This window comes from Paenibacillus artemisiicola, from assembly GCF_017652985.1.
In the GTDB taxonomy this organism is placed as follows: domain Bacteria; phylum Bacillota; class Bacilli; order Paenibacillales; family Paenibacillaceae; genus Paenibacillus_Z; species Paenibacillus_Z artemisiicola.
This window is the reverse complement of record NZ_JAGGDJ010000130.1, coordinates 1-588: the sequence shown is the minus strand read 5'-3', so window position 1 is coordinate 588 and position 588 is coordinate 1. Positions and strand designations below refer to the sequence as shown.

Annotated in this window: 2 tRNA genes and 2 rRNA genes; all 4 read left to right on the top strand. The window is 52.2% G+C overall.

What is annotated here, in order from left to right:
• Positions 1 to 60: ribosomal RNA gene (locus I8J29_RS33530) — 16S ribosomal RNA — on the top strand; the annotation flags it as partial.
• Positions 61 to 192: 132 nt separating this feature from the next.
• A tRNA-Ile gene (locus tag I8J29_RS33525) sits at positions 193 to 269 on the top strand.
• A gap of 10 nt (positions 270 to 279) precedes the next feature.
• Positions 280 to 355, top strand: a tRNA-Ala gene (locus I8J29_RS33520).
• A gap of 134 nt (positions 356 to 489) precedes the next feature.
• Positions 490 to 588, top strand: a 23S ribosomal RNA gene (locus tag I8J29_RS33515); the annotation flags it as partial.

The following is a 588-nucleotide window of genomic DNA, read 5'->3' as shown; positions in this document are numbered from 1 at the left end:
ATTGGGGTGAAGTCGTAACAAGGTAGCCGTATCGGAAGGTGCGGCTGGATCACCTCCTTTCTAAGGAATACCGTTTCCCGAGCAGGAAACGAAAACGACAGGATCGCTCATGTTCAGTTTTGAAGGAGCAAGTCTTCTTCAACCTAAAAGGTCGAGTCCATCAGCTTTCGCTGACGGGAGACATCATAACGATGGCCTTTAGCTCAGCTGGTTAGAGCGCACCCCTGATAAGGGTGAGGTCGGTGGTTCGAGTCCACTAAGGCCAACCATTCCCTTTACGGGGCCATAGCTCAGCTGGGAGAGCGCCTGCCTTGCAAGCAGGAGGTCAGCGGTTCGATCCCGCTTGGCTCCACCAACAACCATCAATTGTCCTTTGAAAACTGGATATGAAATTTGCGAAAGATCTCTTAGCTGAGATTAACGATGTATGCGATGCGATGAATGCTGCATGCTCGATCTTCGGATCGATCACGCAAACCAATCATCGTTGGTTAAGCTACTAAGAGCGCACGGAGGATGCCTAGGCGCTAGGAGCCGAAGAAGGACGTGGCGAACAACGAAATGCCTCGGGGAGCCGTAAGCAGGCGC